The sequence below is a fragment of the Paenibacillus sp. W4I10 genome (assembly GCF_030816325.1).
Lineage (GTDB): Bacteria > Bacillota > Bacilli > Paenibacillales > Paenibacillaceae > Paenibacillus > Paenibacillus amylolyticus_B.
In genome coordinates this window covers 3,636,565-3,654,579 of the sequence record NZ_JAUSXX010000001.1, presented here as the reverse complement: position 1 = coordinate 3,654,579, position 18,015 = coordinate 3,636,565, and the positions used below count along the sequence as shown (strand labels likewise).

Annotated in this window: 15 protein-coding genes, 5 tRNA genes and 1 pseudogene; 15 read left to right on the top strand and 6 right to left on the bottom strand. The window is 47.1% G+C overall.

Annotated features, from left to right (window positions below; all coding sequences use genetic code 11):
* Positions 1-43: 43 nt before the first annotated feature.
* The gene (locus QF049_RS16565) at positions 44-1,537 is read right to left on the bottom strand and encodes a serine hydrolase (protein ID WP_307538955.1); all 1,494 of its coding nucleotides are present in this window, start codon (positions 1,535-1,537) and stop codon (positions 44-46) included.
* A 248-nt stretch (positions 1,538-1,785) separates the two neighbouring features.
* Between QF049_RS16565 and QF049_RS16560 the strand changes: the two genes are divergently transcribed.
* The 6 genes and pseudogenes from QF049_RS16560 (at position 1,786) to QF049_RS16535 (ending at position 10,613) form a co-directional block, all read left to right on the top strand.
* Positions 1,786-2,985, top strand: coding sequence for an outer membrane lipoprotein-sorting protein (locus tag QF049_RS16560; RefSeq protein WP_307538951.1), 1,200 nt, complete (start codon positions 1,786-1,788; stop codon positions 2,983-2,985).
* A 395-nt stretch (positions 2,986-3,380) separates the two neighbouring features.
* A pseudogene (gene alr, locus QF049_RS16555) lies at positions 3,381-4,569 on the top strand (alanine racemase).
* Positions 4,570-4,828: 259 nt separating this feature from the next.
* Positions 4,829-5,110 carry a CopG family ribbon-helix-helix protein gene (locus QF049_RS16550; RefSeq protein ID WP_017690037.1) on the top strand — a complete coding sequence of 94 codons (282 nt, stop codon included), beginning with the start codon at positions 4,829-4,831 and terminating at the stop codon, positions 5,108-5,110.
* 3 nt (positions 5,111-5,113) lie between these two features.
* Positions 5,114-5,464, top strand: coding sequence for a type II toxin-antitoxin system PemK/MazF family toxin (locus QF049_RS16545; RefSeq protein WP_024630714.1), 351 nt, complete (start codon positions 5,114-5,116; stop codon positions 5,462-5,464).
* A 234-nt stretch (positions 5,465-5,698) separates the two neighbouring features.
* Positions 5,699-7,888 (top strand): alpha-galactosidase, encoded by a 2,190-nt coding sequence (locus QF049_RS16540; protein WP_307538948.1) that lies wholly within the window; start codon positions 5,699-5,701, stop codon positions 7,886-7,888.
* Between the two features lie 502 nt (positions 7,889-8,390).
* The gene (locus QF049_RS16535; protein WP_307538946.1) at positions 8,391-10,613 is read left to right on the top strand and encodes a Tex family protein; all 2,223 of its coding nucleotides are present in this window, start codon (positions 8,391-8,393) and stop codon (positions 10,611-10,613) included.
* Between the two features lie 180 nt (positions 10,614-10,793).
* Here the strand turns inward: QF049_RS16535 and cmpA are convergent, their stop codons facing one another.
* Both cmpA and QF049_RS16525 read right to left on the bottom strand, forming a co-directional pair.
* Positions 10,794-10,937, bottom strand: a complete 144-nt coding sequence (gene cmpA, locus QF049_RS16530; RefSeq protein ID WP_017690033.1) for a cortex morphogenetic protein CmpA — start codon at positions 10,935-10,937, stop codon at positions 10,794-10,796.
* Positions 10,938-11,120: 183 nt separating this feature from the next.
* Positions 11,121-11,477 carry a hypothetical protein gene (locus QF049_RS16525; RefSeq protein ID WP_017690032.1) on the bottom strand — a complete coding sequence of 119 codons (357 nt, stop codon included), beginning with the start codon at positions 11,475-11,477 and terminating at the stop codon, positions 11,121-11,123.
* Between the two features lie 119 nt (positions 11,478-11,596).
* On the opposite strand from QF049_RS16525, the gene QF049_RS16520 reads away from it, so the two are divergent.
* From QF049_RS16520 to QF049_RS16510, 3 genes are all read left to right on the top strand, one after another.
* Positions 11,597-12,058, top strand: a complete 462-nt coding sequence (locus QF049_RS16520; RefSeq protein ID WP_036669054.1) for a SprT family protein — start codon at positions 11,597-11,599, stop codon at positions 12,056-12,058.
* Positions 12,059-12,151: 93 nt separating this feature from the next.
* Positions 12,152-12,227, top strand: a tRNA-Asn gene (locus tag QF049_RS16515).
* A 6-nt stretch (positions 12,228-12,233) separates the two neighbouring features.
* Positions 12,234-12,322, top strand: a tRNA-Ser gene (locus QF049_RS16510).
* A gap of 221 nt (positions 12,323-12,543) precedes the next feature.
* Here QF049_RS16510 and QF049_RS16505 read toward each other — a convergent pair.
* The gene (locus QF049_RS16505; RefSeq protein ID WP_124116976.1) at positions 12,544-13,242 is read right to left on the bottom strand and encodes an ArsR/SmtB family transcription factor; all 699 of its coding nucleotides are present in this window, start codon (positions 13,240-13,242) and stop codon (positions 12,544-12,546) included.
* Positions 13,243-13,339: 97 nt separating this feature from the next.
* On the opposite strand from QF049_RS16505, the gene QF049_RS16500 reads away from it, so the two are divergent.
* Positions 13,340-13,999: a flavin reductase family protein gene (locus QF049_RS16500; RefSeq protein ID WP_307538943.1), complete on the top strand. Its 660-nt coding sequence runs from the start codon at positions 13,340-13,342 to the stop codon at positions 13,997-13,999.
* A 284-nt stretch (positions 14,000-14,283) separates the two neighbouring features.
* Complete coding sequence (locus QF049_RS16495) at positions 14,284-14,955, top strand: MgtC/SapB family protein (protein WP_091033649.1); 672 nt, start codon at positions 14,284-14,286, stop codon at positions 14,953-14,955.
* Between the two features lie 64 nt (positions 14,956-15,019).
* Here the strand turns inward: QF049_RS16495 and QF049_RS16490 are convergent, their stop codons facing one another.
* Together QF049_RS16490 and QF049_RS16485 are read right to left on the bottom strand one after the other, a co-directional pair.
* Positions 15,020-15,916 (bottom strand): Cof-type HAD-IIB family hydrolase, encoded by an 897-nt coding sequence (locus tag QF049_RS16490; RefSeq protein WP_307538941.1) that lies wholly within the window; start codon positions 15,914-15,916, stop codon positions 15,020-15,022.
* A 4-nt stretch (positions 15,917-15,920) separates the two neighbouring features.
* On the bottom strand, positions 15,921-16,697 hold the full coding sequence (locus QF049_RS16485; RefSeq protein WP_307538939.1) for a DeoR/GlpR family DNA-binding transcription regulator: 777 nt from the start codon (positions 16,695-16,697) through the stop codon (positions 15,921-15,923).
* A 306-nt stretch (positions 16,698-17,003) separates the two neighbouring features.
* On the opposite strand from QF049_RS16485, the gene QF049_RS16480 reads away from it, so the two are divergent.
* The 4 genes from QF049_RS16480 to QF049_RS16465 all read left to right on the top strand — a co-directional run bounded on the left by QF049_RS16480 (position 17,004) and on the right by QF049_RS16465 (position 17,953).
* Positions 17,004-17,075: transfer RNA gene (locus QF049_RS16480), tRNA-Glu, on the top strand.
* A 106-nt stretch (positions 17,076-17,181) separates the two neighbouring features.
* A tRNA-Lys gene (locus tag QF049_RS16475) sits at positions 17,182-17,257 on the top strand.
* An 18-nt stretch (positions 17,258-17,275) separates the two neighbouring features.
* Positions 17,276-17,358, top strand: a tRNA-Leu gene (locus tag QF049_RS16470).
* Positions 17,359-17,527: 169 nt separating this feature from the next.
* Positions 17,528-17,953, top strand: a complete 426-nt coding sequence (locus QF049_RS16465; protein ID WP_036610863.1) for a helix-turn-helix domain-containing protein — start codon at positions 17,528-17,530, stop codon at positions 17,951-17,953.
* Positions 17,954-18,015: the final 62 nt, after the last annotated feature.

Genomic DNA, 18,015 nt, shown 5'->3' with positions numbered 1-18,015 from the left:
ATACCACAACGGAATGAATCAGGTGTTCACCAGTTCTGATCGTTTACGAAACCCTGGTGAATTCAATAGGTTTTGTACCCGGCTCAAGCAACAAAGGAATGGAGATGGATTGAGCAACTTCTGATGATTCATTCAGGGTGAATGTAAATGTAATCTTTAGCCCGAATGTGACCAGTTCGACAGAGAACGTATCTTTTCCGGTGTATTCCATGGGCATTTCAATGGCGTTAAAGGTTGCTTGCAACCCGTCCGTTGTCTCCTGAATAGACATCTCGCCATAACCAGGATGCGTGTAAATACCCGCATAAGCGGTGTAAGGACGATCACAAGGTGTAATGTGAGGTTCTTCAACTTTTTCCTCAACGGCAGAGTCTGGCTGAAAAGGTACTTCCAGAGGATTCTCCGGATTAGCCTCCGTTTCAGCTGATTCTTTCCCCATTAATTTGCTCAATTTGGAACTCCAATTGACGGGCTCCAATCCAAGCAGTTGATCCATGATATGAAAAGCAACCGTATACGGAATTATACTTCCGTTGGTATTGCTCAGAACCACGATTCCAATCTGCTCCTCTGGCAAAAAGGCAACTTGTGATGCAAAGCCATCAATAGCCCCACCATGATGAATCATGGCATGTCCACGATAAGGCTCAATCATCCAACCCAGACCATATGTACTCACAGGCAGTTCTTGGCTTATGAACGGCGAATCACTGGGCATCTGAGGACTATGCATAATCTTCATCTGCTCCTTAGATATCAAGGACGTTCCTTCCCATTGACCTTGATGCAACTGGAATTGAAGCCATGCAATCATATCGGCTAGATTGCTGTTAATGGAACCAGCAGGTCCTACGGCATCAATGGCTCGAAAAGGTATTCTCGTATTCTGACCATCCTTCTCCATATAAGGGTACGCATAGTCAGGCTGAAGTTGCATTTTTTCAACAGAGAACAGACTTGAGTTCATACCCAGCGGATTAAATAGGGTCATCTGAACCATCTGCTCCCACGAAGTTTCATTGAGCTGTCCAACCAGATAACCTGCCGTCATGTACATCAGGTTCTGATACTGCCATTTGTTTCGGAAATCCTGATTTGGCTCCAGATACTGTAATGTACGAACAAGTTCTTCTCTTGTACGCGGGGAGTTGTACCATACCAACTCATGCCTTGGAAGACCCGAACGATGACACAGCATGTCGCGAATAGTTATACGTTCTGTTGCGATCGGATCGAACATCTGAAAATCTTTCATATACGACTTCACAGGGGTATCCCAGTCGAGTATCCCCTGATCCACAAGCAGAGCAGCGGTTGCTGCGGTAAAGGCTTTGGTACTTGAACCGATGGCAAACAACGTATTAGGGGTAACTTCAAGTTTGGACTCCAGGTCACGATAACCGTAGCCTTTTTGCCAGACGACTTCATCCTTATGGACCACAGCCACCGCTGTGCCGACACCATTCCATAATTGAAGCTGCTCGTCGATGAATTCATCCAGTCTTTCCAGAGATGTGCTAAGCTTTGTTGTCGTCATGCTTTTCCCTCCCAATATTCAATAAAACGAATAATCTCCTACAATTCACTATGCCTTTTCTGGATAAAGTTAACATCCTCCCCGAGACTGATTTTGCGTAGCAATGCCGTATTAACGGACTTCACCGATTGCTTGTCAAACTAGTCCGCATATATCGAACAAGTCCCTCATAACATGTACTAATCAAGTAGGGGTTCTGCTGCAAGCACAATCCTGAAGTGAAAACATGTGCTAAAGGGGATGATGTCATGCGCCGAATATCATGGATGCTTGCCATGGTATTGGTCTTATCGGCCTTACTTGCCGCCTGCGGGAAGAAGGATGCGGCAGCTGTGGTCAAAGATCTGAACGAAGTCGTAGGAGAGATGGAAAGTTACCAGGGGGCAGGCGTGATGACGCTGCATACCGGAGATACGCCGCAGCAGTACAAGGTCGAGGTATGGCATCAGAAGCCTTCCTATTATCGTATTGCGTTAACGAATGCCAAAAAGGATGTAACACAGATTGTCCTGCGTAACGATGAAGGTGTGTTTGTTCTGACGCCGAGCCAGAACAAAAGCTTCCGTTTTCAGAGCAATTGGCCAGATAATCAGGGACAGGTATATCTCTATGAAACATTGATTCGGAGCATTACGGGGGATACAACCCGCCAGTTTGCGGATGAGAAGGAAAGCTATGTATTTGATGTAGCTGCCAACTATAATACACACGCACTTGTCAGACAGAAAATCTGGCTGAACAAAAGTGATTATGCTCCTAAACAGGTGGAGGTATCCGACTCCAATGCCAATGTTGTGGTCGATGTGAAATTTGACTCCTTCAAATTCGGGACTGAATTTGAGAAAGATGCCTTTGACATGCAACGTAACATGACAGCCGCTACAGAAGAAGGCGGCAAAACAGGAACGGACTCCGGTGTCACTCCTGTAGAACAAACCGGTAATGAGGGCGGTAAAGAACCTGCCAATCCTCAGACTGCGCCTGAACCTGACGGAGCTGTCACTGATGGACAGACGGGTGTAGGTGGGGACACAGAGCAGCAAGGTACAGAAGGTGCTGTAACAGGTCAGGAAGGCGAAGAGCCAACACTCGCAGAACCGGAAGATGCAGACAGCTTCGGCGTAATTCAGCCGACCTATGCGCCGGAAGGTGTGCAGCTCAAGGATGATCAGATTCTGGAAGAGGCGGGGGACTATTCGGTTATGCTTCGTTATGAAGGAACATATAATTACACGATATTCGAAGCCAGACCGCAGGATCGTGCTGTGTCGCTTGCCCCATCCCGTGTACTGGATCTGGGATTCACACTAGGGATGGTCAGCGGAGATGCGTTGCAGACACTGACATGGACGACAGATGGCATAGAATATCGGATCACCAGTGCCGACCTGCCTGATAACGAAATGGTACGTATTGCAACATCGATGCAAGAAGAGTCAGGCAAATGATTTTTGAACAAATGAACGAATAGTAGCATAAACATAAGGAATGCTAAGAAGCATCGGAGACCTGTTCTCCGGTGCTTTGCTTTGATGTAAGACAGGTATTCATCTGGCGCCGTTTTTCTTACTCGATACACCCAATAATGAAAAATTCGCTTCTACGCAGAGGGAACCGGGTAAATAATCGATATAAGCAGATTTTGCTGGGGTGGGAAAGTGGAATTTTGCCCTGCCAATCTCGCTTATTGGTCTTCTTCTGTGTTCGCATTTGTTCCTCAAACGGCGCACCTTACATCTGTTTTTGAATGCGAAACTTCGGTTCATTTGACAGTCACATGCTGGAGCATTACGATGGAGTCTGACGTGAGCCGGATTAAGATGATTAGAGAAGGTGACTTAACGTGCAAGGACAATATCGGCCGACCCAAGCGGACATCAATTTGGATCATTTGTGTACTAACGTAGAAGCTTTCCGCGAGGCATTGCCTCAGGGCATGAAATTCCTCGCCTGTGTGAAGGCCAATGCCTATGGACACGGAGCGGTGGAGACGGCCAGAGAACTGGAACGAGTGGGTGTGGATTACTTAAGTGTGGCTTTTCTTGACGAAGCTCTGGAACTGCGACAACATGGGATTACGATTCCAATCCTGGTATTGGGTTATACGCCGCCTGAAGGGATCGCTGTTGCATGGCAACATGATGTGACCGTCACACTGTTCAGCAAGGAAGTGCTTGAAGCCATTCGACATCTGGATGCGAGCACATTCGCTAACAAACTGAAGGTTCATATTAAAATCGACAGCGGAATGGGCCGATTAGGTCTGTTGCCTGGTGATGAGGCATTGGCTTTCATTCAGGAAGTAGCTTCGCTCAATCAGGTGATGCTGGAAGGCATGTTTACCCATTTTGCCAGAGCAGATGAAGAAGACAAAACCTATACACTGGAGCAGTATAGACGGTTCCAAAGCGTGGTTCATGCGCTCAGGGATCAGGGATGTTCCATCCCGATTATACATACGGCGAACAGCGCCGCTGCCATTGATACACCGGAATTATCCTATGACATGGTACGTGTGGGAATAAGCCTGTACGGACTGTATCCTTCGGCTGAGGTGAATCATCAGGTGGTGAAGCTGTCCCCGGGTATTGACGCTGAAGACAAAAGCGGTTCTGGTCAAAACACTGCCACCCCATTGGGGGATCAGTTACGGAACCCGTTATTTTACGCAAGGGTACGAACGAATAGCGACACTGCCGCTCGGATATGCAGACGGATTCTCCAGAATGCTGACAGGTAAAGCACAAGTGCTTGTACGCGGCCGCCGCGTCCCTGTCGTCGGTACAATCTGCATGGATCAGTGTATGGTGTCGTTACAATCTTTCGCGGAAGAGGCGGAAGAAATTCAAGTCGGCGAAGAGGTTGTCCTCATCGGTCATCAGTCTGGTGGCGTTATAACCGCAGACGAGGTGGCATCCCAGCTCGGTACGATTGCTTATGAAGTGATCTGCATGATGGCGCACCGCATTCCACGGGTATATACCCGCGGGGGAGCAGTAGTCGCCATAATCAATCCACTTTTGACATCCTGACAGCTAAATGGACGTCATTACCAATAAACTTTTTTTCAGAACAGAAGGAAAACTGTCGGAGCATCTCGAATTATGTATGACGGTAAGGATTTAATTCCTGAATTGAGATGTTTGGTCTGTACGAATATTGTTCCCCGTGTTTATAATGGAGTACAGCATACTTGATATACTCGGGGCATATATATTCCTTTGTATAAAAGTTCTGGAAAAACGTAATACTGGTTCACAATGGCGAAAGGTTTGTGGGGGTGGAAGAAAGGTGGCCAACTTGCAGAACACCAAGCGGATCATGATCAGTTTACCTGATTATCTTTTGCAGGAAGTGGATGGCATCGTAGCGCTGGAGAATTCCAACCGCAGCGAATTGATTAGGCAGGCTATGAAGCTGTATTTAACGGAGCGTAAGAAACGTTACATCCGTGAAACGATGCAGCGAGGATACATGGAGATGGCAAAAATTAATTTGACCATGGCATCCGAAGCCTTTCATGCGGAGGAAGATGCGGACAGCACTCTGGACCGCTTAGTTAGCGGGGTGTAGACATTGATCGTAAAACGTGGTGACGTTTTTTTTGCGGATCTTTCTCCCGTTGTCGGTTCCGAGCAAGGTGGAGTCAGGCCGGTTCTGGTGATCCAGAATGATATCGGCAACCGGTTCAGTCCAACTTGTATTGTGGCGGCTATCACCGCCCAGATCCAGAAGGCAAAGCTGCCAACGCATGTGGAAATTGATGCGGCGGCACACGGCTTTGACCGGGACTCGGTTATTTTGCTCGAACAAATACGGACGATTGATAAACAGAGGCTGACTGACAAGATTACCCATCTGGACGAGGAGACCATGAAATTGGTCAACGAAGCCTTACAGATCAGCCTTGGTTTAATCGATTTTTAGGCAGCAACCAGCGTCTTGTACGCTGTCCTGCTGTCCGTTGGCAATGGATGTTCCTGTAAGGGAACACACTGAATTCAGACTGTAATCAAAAGAGCGTATGACATCCTTCGGGCTGTTATGCGCTCTTTTGATTAAAGCTTGATGAAAGCGTAGAACATTGGCGATCTTTTCGCTATAATGAAACCTGAGAAACCGTTTACCCGAAAGACCTATATATAGAGGTGGAGGAGACATATGAGCATTTACATCAATCAGGAGAAGCTTCAATTTCATTTACAGACCCGTGAGGCCAGTTACGTATTTCAGGTACTGCCTTCAGGATATTTGGTGCATTTGTATTATGGCAAAAAATTACGCGACACCGATCTGAGCTGGTTGCATGTACGGACAGAACGAGCGTCCTTTAGCCCTAACCCGGTGCCAGAGGATCGTACGATCTCCTTCGATACGTTGCCAGTGGAATTGCCAGTGTATGGCACGAGTGATTTCCGTAATCCTGCAATCCAATTGGAACTTGAGAATGGCTCAACGGTTTCGGAGTTTACGTATACAGGCCATCGATTGGTCAAAGGAAAGACAGCGCTTACCGGACTCCCAGCAACGTATGTGGAATCCGATGACGAAGCAGAGACGCTGGTTATTGAATTGGAAGACCGCGTTGCTGGTATCAAAATCGAGCTCTCCTATACAGCCTTTACGGCATTTAATGCGATTACACGCTCCATACGTATCGTTAATGAGAGCGCTACCCCAGTGAATGTAGTGCGTGCGCTCAGTTCTTCCGTCGATTTCCCGCATGCAGATTATGAATTGTTGCAATTGTCCGGGGCTTGGACACGGGAACGGGATATCGTTCGCAGACCGCTTGCTTCTGGACTACAAGGTATTGAGAGTCGTCGCGGTTCAAGCAGTCACCAGCAGAATCCATTTATTGCGCTGATGACACCAGGCACGGATGAAGACCAAGGTGAAGTCTACGGATTCAGTCTCGTTTATAGTGGCAGCTTCACCGCACAGGCTGAAGTGGATCAGTTCCAAACCACCCGTGTATCGCTCGGGATCAACCCGTTTGAGTTCAGCTGGAAGTTGGAGCCACAGGAAGCGTTCCAGACACCTGAAACGGTTATGGTGTACTCGACTGCAGGTTTGGACGGCATGTCACAGTCCTACCACGAATTGTATCGGGAGCGTCTGGCACGCGGCAAATTCCGCAATGCGGAGCGTCCGGTGTTGGTCAATAACTGGGAAGCGACTTACTTTGGTTTTGATGCAGACAAGATTGAACAGATTGCTCGCGCTGGACAGAAGTTGGGTATTGAGCTGTTTGTCTTGGATGATGGCTGGTTTGGGCACCGGGACAGTGACAACTCCTCGCTGGGTGACTGGATTGTCGATAAAAACAAATTGCCACAGGGACTGGATGATCTGGCTAACCGCGTAACAGGTCTGGACATGCAGTTCGGACTGTGGTTTGAGCCTGAGATGATCTCACCAGACAGTGAACTGTACCGTGCGCACCCAGACTGGTGTCTGCATGTGCCTGATCGTCGCCGGACAGAAGGACGTCAACAACTGGTACTCGACTTCTCTCGTCAGGATGTACGTGATGAGATTGTACGCATGTTGACAGACGTACTTGGTTCTGCACCAATCACTTATGTGAAATGGGACATGAACCGGAATATGACGGAAGTGGGTTCCGCATTGCTTCCGGCAGACAGACAGCGTGAGACTGCGCATCGTTACATGTTGGGGTTGTATGACGTCATGGAACGAATCACTTCTGCGTTCCCGAACATTCTGTTCGAGAGTTGTTCAGGTGGTGGTGGCCGCTTCGATCCAGGTATGCTGTATTACATGCCACAGACGTGGACAAGTGATAACACCGATGCGATCTCCCGTTTGCGGATCCAATACGGTACGAGTCTTGTGTACCCGGTAAGTTCAATGGGGTCGCATATCTCAGCGGTACCGAATCATCAGGTCAACCGGATAACTTCGCTTGAGATTCGGGGACATGTTGCGATGTCGGGCAACTTCGGGTATGAGCTGGATCTGACAAAATTCACGGAGGAAGAGAACAACATCGTGAAAGCCCAGGTTGAACTGTACAAAGAGATTCGTGGAACGGTTCAATATGGAACATTCCGTCGCTTGCTCAGTCCGTTTGAAGGCAATGAGACAGCTTGGATGTTTATTGCACCAGACGGAAGCGAAGCTGTTGTATTCTACTTCCGTGTGCTCTCAGAGCCTAATGCGCCACTTCAGCGCCTGAAGCTGAAAGGATTGGACCCGAATGCGGATTATCGCCTGAAAGGCGGATCGGAGACCTTTACCGGCGATGCCTTGATGTATGGCGGCATTTCGGTAGGCAGTACATCAGGAGACTATCTGAGTGAGATGTTCCGCTTTGAACGCGTCTAGATAAAGTGAACTACAGTTTATTTACACGGATAATACGATGACAGAACAACCTTCCAATCGCTGTTATCCCCAGATTTTTTGATTCCCTTTCTCAAAGGGAAAATCCGTAGATAGCGTATGCTTCCGATGCAGCTTTCTTTCAGAAAGCTTTTAGGCGAACGCTTCGCTTTTTCAGGTTTTTTCTGTCCTCTCCGTCATGGTGTCAATGAGTAGTTTCACTTATTAGATTGCTTATTGTATATAGAGTTTTAAATAAAGGAGGACCGAGGAGCGTCGTGTTGACGTTTTTCGGTCTTTTTTTGACGTAATGGGGAAGGCTTGAGGATGACATCATTCTGTCAGAACTTGTATGCTTGCGGATTGATGGAAATCTGGACGTGATTCTGTGATAATATAGGGTAGAGTGGAAGAAACAAATGGTTCAACTATACTGTAATTACAGCAGCAAAGCTGCCCTGAAATGATTGTAACGAACGATTCAGGAAGGAAAGAGGGATTTATTTTGTCTGAACAGGAAACGGTTCTGGAACCCAATGAAGAAACAATAAAGGCAGAACGCCATGAACGAATCATCAAACAGGTAGCCAAGGAACTGTCACTGTCCTTGAAGCAGGTCCGCACAACGTCGGAGCTTCTGGACGAAGGCAATACGATTCCATTTATCGCCCGCTACCGTAAAGAAATGACTGGAGAGCTGGATGAGAACCAGCTGCGATCGATTGAAGAACGCATTGTTTATCTGCGCAATCTTGAGGATCGCAAATTGGAAGTCATCCGTATTATAGAGGAACAGGGCAAGCTGACCGGAGAACTGAAGAACTCCATTACCCAAGCTGTGAAGCTGCAGGAAGTGGAAGACTTGTATCGTCCGTTCCGTCAGAAGCGGAAAACACGTGCCAGTGTGGCCAAGGAAAAAGGTCTTGAGCCCCTTGCTGTATGGATCTGGGGTCAACCGAAACAAGGAGATGCACTCCAGGAAGCTGCGAAATATATCAATGCTGAACTGGGTGTAGAAGATGCGGAGGCAGCGCTTCAGGGAGCCAAAGACATTCTCGCGGAGAACATCGCAGATGATGCTGCCATTCGTGCCTGGATTCGTCGGTACACCTTGGATCACGGGATGCTGACTTCGGAAGCGAAGGATGCTCAAGAGGAGTCCGTGTACGAGAATTATTATGATTACCGCGAACTAGCCAAAAAGATGCCTCCACACCGTATTCTCGCGATTAATCGCGGTGAACGTGAGAGTATTCTGAAAGTTGGCCTGGACGTACAGGCAGAACCGGCCCATCGTCATATGGAAGGACAGATCATTCGTGGTGCTTCTGCCGTACAGGATATCCTGCGTGATGTGATTGAAGATGCATACAAGCGGCTTATTGCACCTTCCATCGAGCGTGAAGTTCGTGGAGAGCTCACGGAAAAAGGTGAAAATCAGGCCATATCGGTTTTCTCGGCCAATCTGCGTAACCTGTTGCTTCAACCGCCGATTCATGGCAAACGTGTGCTGGGTGTCGATCCGGCCTATCGTACCGGTTGTAAACTGGCTGTAGTAGATGATACGGGCAAACTGCTGGAAGTGGCTGTGACCTACCCAACGCCACCACACAACAAGAAACGTGAAGCTGCGGAAGTATTCCATCGGATGATCAAGCAATATGATATCGGACTGATCGTCATTGGTAATGGTACCGGATCACGTGAAACGGAGCAGTTTGTTGCCGAGATCATTCAGGAGAACGGTGATGAAAGTCTTGTGTATCTGATTGTTAACGAAGCAGGCGCGAGTGTATATTCTGCATCCAAGCTGGCCCAGGAAGAGTTCCCTGATCTGGATGTTGCGGAGCGCAGTGCAGCTTCCATTGCTCGCCGGGTACAAGACCCGCTGGCGGAGTTGGTTAAGATTGATCCAAAAGCCATTGGCGTGGGTCAATATCAGCATGACGTCTCCCAGAAGGTTCTGGAAGAAAGCCTGAAGGCTGTTGTCGAATCCGCAGTTAACCATGTGGGTGTGGACGTAAATACGGCATCACCTTCGTTGCTGTCATATGTTGCCGGAGTTAACGCTACGATTGCCAAAAACATTGTGAAATACCGTGAAGAGAATGGCCGGTTTACGAACCGCCGTCAGCTTCAGAAGGTGCCACGTCTGGGTGCCAAAACCTATGAGCAGTGCGTAGGCTTCATGCGTATTGGTGAAGGTGAGAATCCATTGGATCGTACACCGATTCACCCTGAGTCTTACAAGGTGGTGGATCAGCTGTTCAAGGAGCTTCAGGTTGCACTGGACAAGCTGGGCAGCAAGGAACTGTCGGTATTACTGTCAGAGCAACAGCCAGAACAATTGGCCGTGAAACTGGGCGTAGGTGTGCCTACATTGCGTGACATTCTGGACAGCTTGCAGCGTCCGGGTCGTGACCCGCGTGAAGAAATGCCGTTGCCAATCTTCCGTACAGATGTATTAAAAATTGAGGATCTGGTGGAAGGCATGGAGTTGCAAGGTACGGTTCGGAACGTTATTGATTTTGGTGCCTTTGTTGATATTGGAATTAAGAGTGATGGGCTTGTCCATATCTCACAGCTCAGCAACGGATATGTTAAACATCCGATGGATGTTGTATCTGTCGGGGATAATGTAACGGTCTGGGTTATGAATGTGGATACCAAAAAAGGCCGTGTCGGCCTTACGATGAAGAAGCCTGCTTCTGCGCATCAGTCTTCTTAAATAGTAGGATTGGAGAACAGCCTTCCCTAACCAGGAAGGCTGTTTGTTGTCGACAGTAATAGTCCCGTTGTCCGTTCTAATTCCTCTAGTAAGTACGGTGGGCAATATGTGCATTTTCTTAAAGTACGTGTTCAAAAGGCCATCCTTCGTAATCCGATGCAGACTTTTATGAACAACCTCTTAAAGTTCGTTCTCCGCGCTGCGTGGTGTGCCATTTGCTGGTTTGTTACGATAAAAGAACCAGCATTCGTTCAGCAACTTGATTTGCCGGCTGTCCTTTTTGTGAAATGCACGCATCAGTTGATTGCAAAGCCATTGAGGCAAGGGTATCTCCTCCTCTTGCATAATTCATCTGTACGTTAGCATATGTGGCAATAGCCTGGACTGTGCGGGATAAGTGGAAGCCTCCGGCAAATCAATGTCTCGTTGACTCAAAAAAAGCACAAATCCCAATTCAGGGAGATGTGCTTTTCGTTCTCATCATTATAAAATGATAACTGCGGTGAATTAGAGAGCCTCCATCTCTTCTTCATACCATTGTTCCAATTGGGCCTGAAGAGCCCGGATTTCGGTAAGCAGAGAAATCAAAGGATAATGGCTTTCACGTAGTGCTGCAAAAGATTCTTCAAGCGCATTGATATAATCAAGGCCGCCGATGATAGTAAGATTTTCGTTTAGGAGATCGAGGCTGTCACATTCGGCGATCGCCCAAGGCAGGACAGGGACATCTGCTGCCGTGAGTTTATCAATTTCCTTGTGCAGGCGCAAGTTGAGCGCACTGAGTTGATAGGCGTAATCTGCCGGCATTTCCACGAACTGCAATTGTTGTTCCTGCTGCAGGATGACATAGCGCATTGTAGGCATAACGAGTAATAATCTCCCCTCATACATTCTACTTGACAGTGTAGCCTACGAAACGGTTAAAATTCAAGTATTATGCCGGAAAAACAAATGCTCCGAGGGGGTGCAAGGAGAGGATACCGATGGAAAATGAGGAATTGCAACAATGGATTGAACAGGTATCACTGGATCATTTCGGAGTACCGTTCACCCATGAAGCGTTATTTAACAGTCGCCTGACCACTACGGGTGGGCGTTATATGCTCAAAAGTCACCGGATTGAAATCAATCCGCATCAACTCGAAGCCTATGGGCGAGATGAGGTTGAGAAAATCATCAAGCATGAGCTGTGTCACTATCATCTGCATATTCGTGGGCGCGGCTATCAGCATCGTGATCCGGAATTCAAGGCTTTATTGCAGAAGGTAGGTGGCTCGCGTTACTGCCAATCCCTTCCTGACGGCAAAGGCAGAAAGCCGCTGCCATACCGTTATAAGCTGGTATGCAAGAGCTGTGGTACGGAATATTTGCGCAAGCGGAAAATAGATCCGAAGCGTTACCGTTGTGGTCGTTGCGCGGGAAAACTGGGGCTTCAGAATATCTGATGTGTGTATCGTTCAATGTATTAAAGAAAGTGATGGAAGGGATGTTGACTTGGATTATTAATCATGATAAATTAATCTTATTCAAGTTAATTTTCCCTGATAGCTCAGTTGGTAGAGCACTCGACTGTTAATCGAGTTGTCACAGGTTCGAGCCCTGTTCGGGGAGCCATTTCTTGGAGAGATACCCAAGTGGCTATAAGGGGACCCTCTGCTAAGGGGTTAGACTGCGTAAGCGGTGCGAGGGTTCGAATCCCTCTCTCTCCGTTCTGAATTAAACTTCTCTGCAAAGGGATGAGAACCCTAAAGGTTCGTCGGAGCATAAGCTTCGTTAGCAATACTCCGCAGTCTCGAACGAAGTGAGAGTAACCCTCTTTCTCCGTTCCGATTGACAAAAAATCCTCTTCACATTAGATCGGTTAACGGTCAGTGTGAAGGGGATTTTTTGCGTTTACTGATCTTTGGTTATCCCTCGTGTACGCTTCTGCTTAAAGTGAAATGTTCAACACCTCGTATAAACCTTTCTTGCCTGCTTCCGTTACTTCGACAGAGCGACTTCCTGTTTTTTGACGAATCCAGTCCAGTTCCGATAATCGATGTCTGAGTTGTTCCCCAAGCATGCCTGAGAGATGATGACGGCGTTCGCTCCAATCCAGACATTTGCGAGCGATGGCCCGGCGTGATCCTGGCTTCATCTGAAGTTTAATTCCAAACGTAGTGAACCACTGTATTCCTTTCTCTGTAACTTGATAATCCTTGCTGTGTGCCTCTTCGGGCTCTGAAAGATACCCCTTCTGTATTAAGGCTTCACAGAGCGAGATTCCCAATTTCCCAGCCAGATGACCATAACAGGTCCGTGCATGACTCAGTTGTTGAAGCTGATCGGATTGTTTGAGAGAGCGGATCTGTACAGGCGGAGCAATACTGGCCATCGTTTCAATCAGATTAGCAATTTCTTTGTTTGCAAGACGGTAGTATCGATGGCGTCCTTGTTGTTCAACTTCGAGTAATCCTCCCTCTACGAGTTTAGCTAGGTGGCTGCTTGCCGTCTGGGGAGTGACACTTGCCATATGAGCAAGCTCACCTGCGGGCAACGCACGGCCATCCAGTAAGGATGACAGAAAAATAGCGCGGCTTGGATCAGCGATTAACGACGCAATAACAGTAATATTCGGATATACATTCATACTTCGATCATATCTGAACTATTACTGTATTACAATCCAGTTGTATCGGTCAGATTGAGCTTATAAATCATTGGAATTGGAACAGGAGAGGTACAGGATGAAAAAGATAACGAAACAGGACTTTGCTACAGGGCAGTTGTCCGAGAGTCCAGCAGTGATTCAACATGAAACGATTAATCCCAGTATTTTATATTATGGTACGCCCGTATTGCTGCTAAGCACATTAAATGAGGATGGGTCAACCAACCTGTCACCATTATCCTCATCTTGGGCGCTGGGGGATTGTCTGGTTCTCGGTCTAGGTACACAAGGCAAAGCCTATGAAAATCTGAGTCGACATCCGGAGTGTGTGATTAATTTACCAGATGCAACCATGTGGAGAAAGGTTGAGGCATTGGGTCGTTATACGGGAGTTAACCCGGTTCCTGAGGAGAAAAGGCAGATGGGATATGAATATTGTCATGATAAATTCACTGTAGCTGGACTGACATCCGAATGCTCGGCTCAGGTGGCACCAGATAAAATAGTTGAATGTCCACTCCAAATTGAAGCGGCTGTACAACACATACGTATTCCCGAACATACACCGTTCATGGCGATTGTCGAAGTGAAAGCGTTGAAGGTGCACGCGCACACAAGGCTAATATCTGGACCGAACAAGATTAATCCGGAGGAATGGCATCCGCTGATATATAATTTCAGACATTATTTCGGATTGGGCAAGAGACAAGGGGGAAATTTCCGGGCAGAGAATTGACCTGAGTGGAGGCTTTTTATTATATAAGATGAATTAATCATTTACACGATAACGGAGAGGACAGAAACAAACTGAAAAAGCGAAGCGCTCGCCTTTATCCCCTGATTTTCCCCTTTAGGAAAGGGAATGGAAAAAATCTGGGGATAACAGCGATTGGAAGGTTGTTCTGTCATCGTAGTGCCAGTGTAAATAATCTTTTGTTCAACTTATATAGTCAGGGAAAGATTGGGTAATAGTAAAGATAGACTAATGTAAGCATATACATAATGAAAGAGGTGATGTGCATGGAAGTGGAATATTTGATGCGTGTACTCATAGCTGGAATATGTGGTGTGCTAATCGGATATGAGCGCAAGAATCGAATGAAAGAGGCAGGAATTCGTACTCATTTTGTGGTTGCTGTCGGTGCAGCCCTGATGATGATTGTGTCGAAGTATGGATTCCAGGATCAGGCTGGCTGGGCCAATCTGTCTCTTGATCCGTCAAGGATCGCTGCACAAGTTGTTAGCGGTGTGGGGTTCATTGGAGCAGGGATGATCTTCACACAACGGCATACGGTCAGGGGATTGACCACAGCGGCTGGCATATGGGCTACGGCAGGCATGGGACTTGCTGTGGGTTCAGGTCTGTATTGGACGGGTGCAGGCGTGACACTGCTTATTGTCGTGGCACAGATGTTACTGCATAGACCCACACGCTGGCTGGTATCCGCCCGAACAGAGACGTTAACCATCCATCTGCAAAATGAGGGAGAGGCCCTGAAGACTGTTTTGGCACTGCTGGGACAGGAGAAGATCTCGGTCATCGGATTTAAGACTGAACAGCAAACAAGCACAGACTCCGTGGAAGAGACTGTGCTTGAGTTCACGTTGCAACTACCGGGTTCATACCGGGGCGAGCAACTGATTATTTTGTTACAGGACGTGCCTCACGTTCGATCTGCGGAGTTAAAATGAAGCGAACCTGCATGGATCAACAGGCGACCATGCAGGTTCAGTGCTTAATTCAGTATAGGTTCAATTACTGACCTTCTCCGACAATCGTTTCTGGACGGGACACCGGCTTACCTTCAAGCAGGCACTCGATGGCATGGGCAACACCGTGCTCCACATTGGTCAGCGTTATGGCTTTGGCTAATGCCTGGATTTCGGGTTCGCCATTACCCATGGCGATGCCGAGTCCTGCCATTTTTAACATGGAGACATCGTTGAAGTTATCACCGATCGCTACTGTATCTTCCATGGAGATGTTCAGGTGAGCCGCCAGTTTGGTGAGGGCATTACCTTTGGATACGTCCGGGTGCTGCATTTCGAAGTTGTGCTCAAAGGATACAACCATAGCGACATCGGATCGGGAAGCGAAGTATTCTCGTCCTGTCTTTACTTTGTCCGGATTCATGGAGAAGGCCATAATGTTATAAATGTAGGCTTCTGCCGGAATTTCGAGGTGGCTGTTTACGCGGTGGTAGTCTTTTTTGTCATAGTGTTTCTTGATGGAGCGAATCATGCGTGCAATGTCCTCACCTGGGTTCGAACCAAGAACACGTTCCATCTCGGCGAGCAAGGTCTCATGACTGCTACGCGGGGCATAGATGCCTTGTTGTGTTGAAGCCTCATAATAGACATCATGATCTTCCAGCCACTGCATGACGGAAGCTGCTGTGTCATGCTCGAGCGGAAGATGGAATAAACGTTCACCGTCTGCGTCATGAATTGTCGCTCCGTTGGAGCCGATAATTGGGGTTTTGATTCCGCCTTCACGGCTGATGGTCACAACATCGGAATAGACGCGTCCTGTTGCAATGGTAACTTTCATACCGGATTGCTGGGCCTTTTGGATAGCTGCGGCATTCTCCGGGCTAATCTGGCTATCTATGTTCAACAAAGTTCCATCTAAATCTGTGGCAAATAATTTCATATATTTACAACTCCTTATCATCTGTAGGTTCAGGAATGAGAATCTCAACCTGTTGTTCGGCTAGAAAAACAAGCCATTCTTTGGTTGGCCATTGATCCGTAATCAATACATCCACCAATGACCAGTCGGCAAAACGATAACCATAACGTCTATCAAATTTGGATTGATCTGCAAGAACAACAACTTTCTTGGCAGCTTTCATCATTTGGTGTTTAATTTTCCCTTCCTCTTCGGAAGCACTGAAGCCATCCATGGTGATACCACCAATTCCGATAAAGGCTTTATCTACATAATAGTGGGAGAGGGTCTCTATAACAGAGGTACCGTAGACATAACGTTGTTCCTTATCTACTTTGCCTCCGAGCAAACGAATCTGGACAGCAGTGTGATTGGAGAGAAGATCAGCGGAATGAATCGAATTAGTAATGACGGTACAGGATTTGCCGTTTAAGTTCTCGGCACAGGCCTGCACAGTCGTGGAAGAGTCCAGAATAATGATCTCGCCTTGCCTTACAATGGCCGCAGCGAGTTTGCCGATGGCCCTCTTTTCCTCAGATACATCGAGTAAACGGTCTTTGTAGGATCTAAATTCTTGCGGAGGAGGGGGGAGAATCGCGCCGCCGCGTGTTCGGATAATGGCATCCTGCTCCTCAAGCTTAATCAGATCCCTGCGTGCAGTATCCCGTGATACATCAAACAAGGCGACAATATCATCGGCTGAGATGCGATTGTGTTTGCGTAGATGTTCAATAATGAGCTGCATTCGTTCTTCTTGAAACAAACATGTCACCTCCGAGTATATGGATGACCGTACTTATACTGATACTTTAATTATAAGTATTCTTAATGTGATTTGCAATATTATAAGTGAACGTAAGTTTTTATAAGTGTTTTAATGGATGATTTACATTGTTCCTGCATGGGGATGACATTGGCATGAACGGGAAGTGGCTAATAACGGGGCTCTGAAGAACAGTATGCAATGGACAAAAAGGCTTGAAAAATAAATTTTAAAAAAAGTATTGCAAGTTCAATTTCTCCTGTGGTATACTCATTCTTGTCGCCAAGAAAGACAACTTGTTATTAAGGCCCGTTGGTCAAGGGGTTAAGACACCTCCCTTTCACGGAGGTAACAGGGGTTCGAATCCCCTACGGGTCATATCTTCACTACCTCATGAGATCTACATTTTCGATGAGTAATCCTCAAAGTCATTGCTCTTATAGACAAGAATGAAGCATGGCACATCCGGTGAAGTTTACAGCAAGAGCCATTAGCTCAGTTGGTAGAGCACCTGACTTTTAATCAGGGTGTCGAAGGTTCGAGCCCTTCATGGCTCACCATTTTTTACAATTGAATATGCGGTCGTGGTGGAATGGCAGACACGCTATCTTGAGGGGGTAGTGGGTGTATACCCGTGGAGGTTCGAGTCCTCTCGACCGCATCACAGCAACAACATAAGATAGACTTCTATGATCATTCATGGGAGTCTATCTTTGTGTTATACGATATACCTCATCCTGTTCCAGGCATATAAAGGCTGAGCATTCAGGAATAATGTGGTATAATTCAAGCAGATGAGTTGATTATTACGGTTGGAAGGCGGTTCTTGTATGCAGTCGATCTATGAGCGAATTGAACACCTGATTGCCGAACGAGGAATGACCAAGAAGGCTTTCTGCCAACAGCTGAAGATTAGCACAGGCAATCTGGGTGATTGGAAACGTGGCAAGTCTATTCCGAGTACGAATAAATTAATTGAGATTGCTTCGTTTTTTGATGTGAGCCTCGACTGGCTCATGATTGGACGTCCATCGAAGGAAGCGATGGTTCGGGAAAAACGGGAGGATTATTTTTTTGACGTTTTGCGGCAATTGAATTGCCAAGAAAGTGAATTATCGACTGTGGAACAGTCTTTTATCAGCGAATATATTGAGTTCACCCGTTACCGCAAATCGAAGGAAAGCAAGGATGCAGGCGACTATCGCTATAAACCTGAGAACAAATCAGAGAACGATTCTGAGGAAAACGAAGCGTAAGTGATATGAGCAGCATCCATAGACTGAATGTACAAAAACCTCTGGACTAATCCGAACACACT

Bases quoted from the DNA above. Each gene is read 5' to 3' on its own strand.
- QF049_RS16565 (WP_307538955.1), bottom strand. From the start codon at position 1,537: ATGACGACAACAAAGCTTAGCACATCTCTGGAAAGACTGGATGAATTC.
- QF049_RS16560 (WP_307538951.1), top strand. From the start codon at position 1,786: ATGCGCCGAATATCATGGATGCTTGCCATGGTATTGGTCTTATCGGCC.
- QF049_RS16540 (WP_307538948.1), top strand. From the start codon at position 5,699: ATGAGCATTTACATCAATCAGGAGAAGCTTCAATTTCATTTACAGACC.
- QF049_RS16525 (WP_017690032.1), bottom strand. From the start codon at position 11,477: ATGCCTACAATGCGCTATGTCATCCTGCAGCAGGAACAACAATTGCAG.
- QF049_RS16520 (WP_036669054.1), top strand. From the start codon at position 11,597: ATGGAAAATGAGGAATTGCAACAATGGATTGAACAGGTATCACTGGAT.
- QF049_RS16505 (WP_124116976.1), bottom strand. From the start codon at position 13,242: ATGAATGTATATCCGAATATTACTGTTATTGCGTCGTTAATCGCTGAT.
- QF049_RS16500 (WP_307538943.1), top strand. From the start codon at position 13,340: ATGAAAAAGATAACGAAACAGGACTTTGCTACAGGGCAGTTGTCCGAG.
- QF049_RS16495 (WP_091033649.1), top strand. From the start codon at position 14,284: ATGGAAGTGGAATATTTGATGCGTGTACTCATAGCTGGAATATGTGGT.
- QF049_RS16490 (WP_307538941.1), bottom strand. From the start codon at position 15,916: ATGAAATTATTTGCCACAGATTTAGATGGAACTTTGTTGAACATAGAT.
- QF049_RS16465 (WP_036610863.1), top strand. From the start codon at position 17,528: ATGCAGTCGATCTATGAGCGAATTGAACACCTGATTGCCGAACGAGGA.